This window comes from Kitasatospora sp. NPDC056138, from assembly GCF_042264695.1.
Lineage (GTDB): Bacteria > Actinomycetota > Actinomycetes > Streptomycetales > Streptomycetaceae > Kitasatospora.
This window is the reverse complement of sequence record NZ_JBHJVK010000137.1, coordinates 1-6,562: the sequence shown is the minus strand read 5'-3', so window position 1 is coordinate 6,562 and position 6,562 is coordinate 1. Positions and strand designations below refer to the sequence as shown.

Below are 6,562 nucleotides of genomic sequence, written 5' to 3'. Positions count from 1 at the left end.
GTAGAGCCGACGACGGCGCTCGTCGAGATGAGGCAGGATCCGATCGAACTTGGCCCGTAAGGCGGTGGCGGGCGGACGCGCAGGCATGGTCCACCATCTCACCAACTCCACCAGAGCAAGCAGTAATTGAAATACAAGCCCCGGCGGTGCCGGAGTACTGGCGCTGGACCCCGGCGGAAGTCGTGCCCTTCTTCACGAAGCCGGTGTCATCGATGATCAGCACACCATCGTCGGTGCCGAGGTGCTCGGCGATGTAGGCCTGTAGGTCGTCGCGGATCTCGTCCGCGTCCCAGCGGCTGCGCGACAGCAGGTGCTGTAGCCCGTCGGGGGTGGCGTGGCCTGCGTATTCGGCGAGTTGCCAGCCGTTCTTGCGGCCCACCGGGCCCAGGAGCCCGCGGACGTAGTCCCGCACACGACGTCGGGGCTCCACACGGGTGAAGCGGGCCCCGATCCTTAGGAGAAGGCCGCCAAGTTCCTGTTCCCACACGTTGGTTGGTGCATCGATCACATGGGTGGCCTGCCCGAGCCGTTGTCGTTACATGCGGCGCGGTCATCCATTGGTGGGACGGGGCGGCGAAGACCGCCCCGCACCCGCTCCCACCCGGCTACACTCCCCACTTCCAAGCCGTTGACCAGCGGGAATGAAGAAGTCCGGCTGGAGTACTAACGGCTCGCCGGTCAGGGCACCGGGACGCGGTACGGCTCCGGGGCCGGCTCGGCCCGGTGGTGGTGGCGGGCCTGGCGGAGCGGCCACCAGAGGGCGCGGCCGAGCAGGGCGGCGACGGCGGGCACCAGGACCAGGGACAGGACGACGGCGGAGAGCAGGATGCCGAGCGTCAGCGCGAAGGCGACCTGTTCGCTGCCCGGGGTGGCGGCGAGGGTCGCGAAGGAACCGGCCAGGACCAGGCCGGCCGTGGCGATGGCGGGCGTGGTGTGCCGTACGGCGCGGGCGACGGCGGCGCGGGGCGGGCCGGGGCGCTGCATCTCCTCGCGGATCCGGTCGGTGATGAGGATGTTGTAGTCGGTGCCCAGCGCCACGACGAACAGGAACAGCACCAGCGGGAGGGTGAAGCTGACGCCCGGTTCGCCCAGCCCGTGCTGGAACAGCAGGGTCGCGGCGCCGAGGGTGGCGGCGAAGCCGAGCCCGACCGAGAGCATCAGGACCAGCGGGGCGAGCAGGCTGCGCAGGAGCAGCAGCAGGATCAGGGCGATCAGGGCGGCCGCGACCGGGAAGACAATCGCCAGGTCGTGGTCGACGGCGGTGGAGATGTCGGCGAAGATCGCCGCCGTCCCGCCCACGTGGGCGCTGGTCCCGGCGGGTGTGTGGGCGGCGACCGCGGCGCGGACCGGGCCGGAGGCCAGGTCGCGGGCGCGCCGGCTCTGCGGGTCTGCGGTCAGGTAGAGGTCGATCCGGGCGGCGCGCCGGTCCCCGTTGAGGACGGTGCCGCCCGTCTTGCCGACGCCCTCGACCTGGGTGAGGGCGTGGGAGAGACCGTCGAGCCGGCCGGGGGTGAGGGTGGTGCCGTCCGTGGCGACGACGTAGACGCTCGTCGGGTCGGAGACGCCGGCCGGCAGGGTGCGGGAGATCTCGGCGGCGGTGGCGGCGGCCGGGGTCCGGTCGCCGGCGCCGCCGAGGCCGTAGTCCATCCGGATCCCGGTCATCCCGGCGGCCAGCGCGCCGAGCAGGGCGAGGGCGGCGAGCAGCATCGGCAGCGGCCGCCGGGCGACGAGCGTGCCGAAGCGGGCGGCAAAGCCCTCGCCCGGCTGGCGGCGCAGACTGCGGGAGGGCCAGAACATGCCGCGGCCGCAGGCGGCGAGCAGGGCGGGCATCATGGTGAGGCTGCCCAGCAGCATGACCAGGACGGCGACGGCGATGGCCGGGCCGAGCGAGCGGAACTGGCCGAAGCTGGCCACGCCGAGGGTGGCGAAGGCGGCGACGATGGTCAGCGCGGCCGAGGTGATCGCGGTGCCCACCCGGGCGGTCACCTGGGCGGCGGCTTCGCGGGCGGGCTGCTCGGGCCGGGCCCGCAGGTGCTCGCGGAAGCGGAAGAGCAGGAAGAGCAGGTAGTCGACGCCGATGCCGAGCAGGACCACGGAGACCAGCCCGGGGGTGCCGGCGTCGAGCTTGAGGCCGGTCAGCGTCGCGGCGACGGCCACGGCTCCGCCGGCCACGCTGCCGATCATGGCGACGGCGAGCAGCGGCAGCAGGGCCGCCGCCACGCTGCGGAACACCAGCACGTTGAGCAGGACGATCAGCCCCATGACGAGCGCGCTGCCGACCGTCGCGGCGGTGCGGTGGGAGTCGGCGGTGTCCACGGCGTCGGCCAGTCCCCCGGTGAACCCGGTGCGCATCCCGGCGTCGGCGAACTGGGCCCGGGTGGCGTCCCGGAACGCCCGGTAGACGCCCTGGACGCCCTCGTCCGCGGCGTTGCCGGTCAGTTCGACGGAGAGCAGTTCGAAGCCGCGGTCGGGCGCCACCATGGCCGGGGCGACCCGGGGGGTCTGGGACCGGTCGGGGACGAGGAAGGCCGGCTTGTCGTCCTTCCTGGGCATGACGACCCGGCGCTGGGCGAGCTTCGCCGCCTCGGCCTCGACCCGCTGCTGGTCGGCGGCGGTGAGCGCCTGGCCGTCGGTCCTGGCGACCAGCACGGTGACCGTGGTGGCGTCGGGCTTCATCCCGAAGTTCTCCTCGGCGATCCGTAGCGCGGCGGCCGAGTCGTAGCTCTTGGGCAGGAAGTCCCCGGTCTGGGACTGGGTGACGCGGGCGAGCAGCATCGGGCTCAGCAGGGCCAGGGAGATTCCCAGCACCACCCAGAGGGTGATCACCTTCCACGAGTTCCTGGTGGAGTATCCGGTCAGTGCGCGGATCACGGTTTCCTCCGGCGGTGGACGCGAGCGTCCGCAAGGTCGGTCTCGGCTCCGGGGGTTCCCGGCCGGGTTCCAGACCATCACCCGGGGTGGGCCGCGGACGTCCCTGCGACGGACGATCCGCACCGGGGCCCCTGCTCCTCGGCCGGGCCCGGACCCGGGACCGTGGTCCTGGTCCGGGCCCCCGTGATCGGCCGTGGGGACCATGCCGGGGTGGGGTGGGCCGATGCCAGAATGGGGTCATCGGGCCTGTTCAGAGCTTGTTCAGGGTCTGAAACAGGGTCTGATCGGGGCCTGATCGGGCTCATCGGGGCTCGTCAGGGCTCATCGGTGAGGCGCGGCGCGGACCGGGCACGGAGGGGGAACGGACATGGGCGGTCATCAACGCCCCGCGATGGACGCGGCACTCGGGGCGGACCCGGCGCACCCGGCACACCGGGCGAGCGGGAGCCCGGGGCCCGGCGGGGTGGCGGACGCGCCGCCGGAGACCGACGGCGCGCCGTGGACCCACACCGACGCGCTGGTGGCCGCCGGCGCCTGCACGCTCGACCTGCTCAACTACCTGCTCTTCAGCGAGATGGACGGGGTACGCCGGGTGACCCCGCCGGGCCTGCTCCTCGTCGCGCTGTCGGCCCTGCCGCTGCTCGTCCGGCGCCGCCACCCGGTGCCGGCGCTCGCCGTGGTCCTGGCCGTCGAGGCCGCGATCGACCTGTCCACACCGGCGAGCACCCACTTCGGCGCCGTCCTGATGGTCAGCCTGTACTCGGTCGCCCGGGCCCGCCCCGCCCCGGTGACGGCGGCCGCCGCGGCGGCGACGACGGTGCTGACCACTCTGAGCCAGAGCCACCTGCGCGTCCCCTCCTGGCAGGCGCTCGCCGGCACCTCCTGCTCCACCCTGCTCGTGGCCGGCGCCGGCCTCGCCGTGGCGCGCTGGCAGCGGGAGGTCGCGGCCAACCGCAAACTGCTGGCCGACCGCGCGGTGGCCGACGAACGCCGCCGCATCGCACGAGAGTTGCACGACATCGTGGCGCACCACATCACCACCATGCAGCTGATGGCCGGCGGCGCCCGGGCCAACCTCGCCCACCCGGAGGTGGTCCGGGACGCCCTGGTCACCCTGGAGTCCTCCGGGCGACTGGCCCTGCGGGAGATGCGCCAGCTCCTGGACGTCCTGCGGGCCGGCGACGAACCAGACACCGCCCCGCCCTCGCCCCAGCCCGGGGCCGAAGACCTCGGCCGGCTGGTGGACGAGTCCCGGGTGGCCGGCCTGCCGACCGACTTCGGCGTCCACGGGCCCCGCCGCCCGCTGCCGCCCACCGTCGGCCTGACCGTGTTCCGGATCGTCCAGGAGGGCCTCACCAACGCCCGCAAGCACGCCGGGCCCGCCCGCGCGACCGTCACCCTGACGTACGGTCCGGACCGGGTCACCGTCGAGGTGCGCGACGACGGGGGCACGGCGGGCACGGGCGGCGCCGCACCGCAGGAGGCGGTGCCGACCGGCGGCCGGAGCGGGTACGGCCTGATCGGCATGCGCGAGCGCGTCGCCCTGCACGGCGGCACCCTGCGGACCGGACCACGTCCGGAGGGCGGCTTCGCCGTCCTGGCCGACCTGCCACTGGCCCCGGAGGAGACGGCCGACGCGGCCGTCCAGCACGGAACGGCGACGGCCCGGTGAGCGCGCACGGCGATGGCCCGGTGAGCGGGGACGGGGACGGCCCGGTGAGCTCGAACAGCGACGGCCCGGTGAGCTCGAACGACGGCGGCCCGGTGGGCGCGGTGGCACCGGGCATCCGGGTCCTCATCGCGGACGACCAGCCGCTGGTGCGGCGCGGCCTGTCCCTGATCCTCTCCCCCGACCCGTCCTTCGAGGTGGTGGGCGAGGCCGAGAACGGGGAGCAGGCCGTCACCGCCGTCCGCCTGCTGCGCCCCGACGTCGTGGTGATGGACATCCGGATGCCCGTGCTCGACGGGGTCGGCGCGACCCGGGAGCTGGCCCGCATCCTCCCCTCCTGCCGAGTCCTCGCCCTCAGCACCTTCGACATGGACGAGTACGTGGTGGCCGCGCTGCGCGCCGGCGCCCACGGGTTCCTGCCCAAGGACGTCTCGCCGGAGGAACTGGGCGCGGCGATCCGCACCGTCCACGCCGGCGAGGCGGTGGTCGCCCCGCGCCTGCTCACCCGGCTGATCTCCACCTACGTCCGGGCCCCGGTCGGCGCCCCGCCGCCGGTCACCGACACGGGCGGGCTGACGCCCCGGGAGGTCGAGGTGTGGCGGCTGATGGCCACCGGCCTCGACAACACCGAGATCGCCCGGGCCCTGGACATCAGCCTGTCGACGGTGAAGAACTACATCACCAGCATCTTCGGCAAGCTCGACGTCCGGGACCGCGCCCAGGCGGTCATCGCGGCCTACGAGTCCGGCCTGGTCACCGCGCGCATGGGAGGCGGGTAGCGGGGGCTTTCTGTCTGCGGGCCCTTGTCGACCGCGAGCTCTACCTGCCCAGGTCCTGGACCGAGGATCGGGACCGCTGCCGCGCGGCGAAGATCCCCGAGGAGCGGGAGTTCCATACCACGGGCCAGCTCGCCAAGGCCCTGGTCCTACGCGCACTTGCCTCCCCGCTGCCCATCGCCTGGGTCACTGCCGACTCGGCTTACGGACAGGAAGGACGCTTCCGCCGACTGCTGGAACAGTCCGGTGTCGGCTATGTCCTGGCAGTGCCCAAGTCCCAGTTCAGCGTGGGCTGTCCATGCATCGACTGGCTGTTCTCCCAGGCCCCGGCCGACGCCTGGCAGCGGATCTCGTGCGGTGCCGGCGCAAAGGGACCGCGTATCTACGACTGAGCGGCCATCCGGCTGCCCGCCCTGGCGGAGTTCGACTACCAGGGCGAGGTCCAGGTCCGCCAGCGGTGGGCACTAGCCCGCCGCAGCCTGAGCAGGCCCGACGAGATCGCCTACTACCTCGCCTACTCACAACTCGAAACGACTGTTGAGCAGTTGGTGCGCATTGCCGGGATGCGCTGGGCGATCGAGGAGTGCTTCCAGGCTGCGAAGAACGAATGCGGCCTGGATCAGTACGAGGTCCGTCGCTACACCGGCTGGATGCGGCACATCACCCTGGCCATGCTCGCCCACGCCTTCCTGGCCGCGATGGTGGCGGCATCAAAGGGGGCTGCAGAAACGGTTCCCGCGCCTTGGTGGACCTCACCGTGGCACAGATCCGGCGGCTCCTGGCGGCTGGCCGCCCCCACGGGCCGCGTCCGCCACGGTGCTCGCCCCGCGCTCACTCCTTGAACTGGTCTACCTGGCGCCGACAACGCCAGGCCATCGCCCGCCGCTGTCACTACCAACGTCGGCTGCACACGATCGAGGGGCGGTCTCATGAAGACCGTCCCTGATGGGGCATCAGGCCGCTACACTCACCGCGCGCAGCCTCTGAGCAGGCAAAACATCGAAGTCCTGCTGGAGTACTAACGACCTGGTGCGTGATTGCGGCGGCGATGTGACCAGCGCTGTTGTGGGCGGCATGATCTGACGGTGTGACGATCAAGGTGAACCGCGCGGTCCTCGGCCATCGGGTGCTGACCGGCGTCTCGCGGCGGCATCTGGCGAATGTGGTCGTCGAACTGGCCACTCCGTGGCAGGCCGTGGTCGAGGGCCGACGCGACGCTTCCCGTGGTGGAGCACGGCAACGGGCG

General features: G+C 72.8%; 6 protein-coding genes and 1 pseudogene. 5 read left to right on the top strand and 2 right to left on the bottom strand.

The genetic code is table 11. From position 1 onward, the window contains the following. Nucleotides 1–487 (bottom strand): transposase (locus ACFC1R_RS38210; RefSeq protein WP_375946333.1); only part of this gene is annotated, 487 nt, incomplete at its 3' end. A gap of 191 nt (nucleotides 488–678) precedes the next feature. Beyond that, nucleotides 679–2,871, bottom strand: coding sequence for an MMPL family transporter (locus ACFC1R_RS38205; RefSeq protein WP_375946330.1), 2,193 nt, complete (start codon nucleotides 2,869–2,871; stop codon nucleotides 679–681). A gap of 367 nt (nucleotides 2,872–3,238) precedes the next feature. On the opposite strand from ACFC1R_RS38205, the gene ACFC1R_RS38200 reads away from it, so the two are divergent. The 5 genes and pseudogenes from ACFC1R_RS38200 to ACFC1R_RS38180 form a co-directional block, all read left to right on the top strand. Continuing rightward, nucleotides 3,239–4,543 carry a sensor histidine kinase gene (locus ACFC1R_RS38200; protein ID WP_375946329.1) on the top strand — a complete coding sequence of 435 codons (1,305 nt, stop codon included), beginning with the start codon at nucleotides 3,239–3,241 and terminating at the stop codon, nucleotides 4,541–4,543. A gap of 68 nt (nucleotides 4,544–4,611) precedes the next feature. Continuing rightward, entirely contained in the window at nucleotides 4,612–5,319 is a 708-nt protein-coding gene (locus ACFC1R_RS38195) for a response regulator (RefSeq protein ID WP_375946332.1), read from the top strand. A 14-nt stretch (nucleotides 5,320–5,333) separates the two neighbouring features. Then, the gene (locus ACFC1R_RS38190; protein WP_375946331.1) at nucleotides 5,334–5,708 is read left to right on the top strand and encodes a transposase; all 375 of its coding nucleotides are present in this window, start codon (nucleotides 5,334–5,336) and stop codon (nucleotides 5,706–5,708) included. Between the two features lie 153 nt (nucleotides 5,709–5,861). Further along, the gene (locus ACFC1R_RS38185; protein WP_375946328.1) at nucleotides 5,862–6,158 is read left to right on the top strand and encodes a hypothetical protein; all 297 of its coding nucleotides are present in this window, start codon (nucleotides 5,862–5,864) and stop codon (nucleotides 6,156–6,158) included. A 245-nt stretch (nucleotides 6,159–6,403) separates the two neighbouring features. Continuing rightward, a pseudogene (locus ACFC1R_RS38180) lies at nucleotides 6,404–6,562 on the top strand (IS5/IS1182 family transposase); the annotation flags it as partial.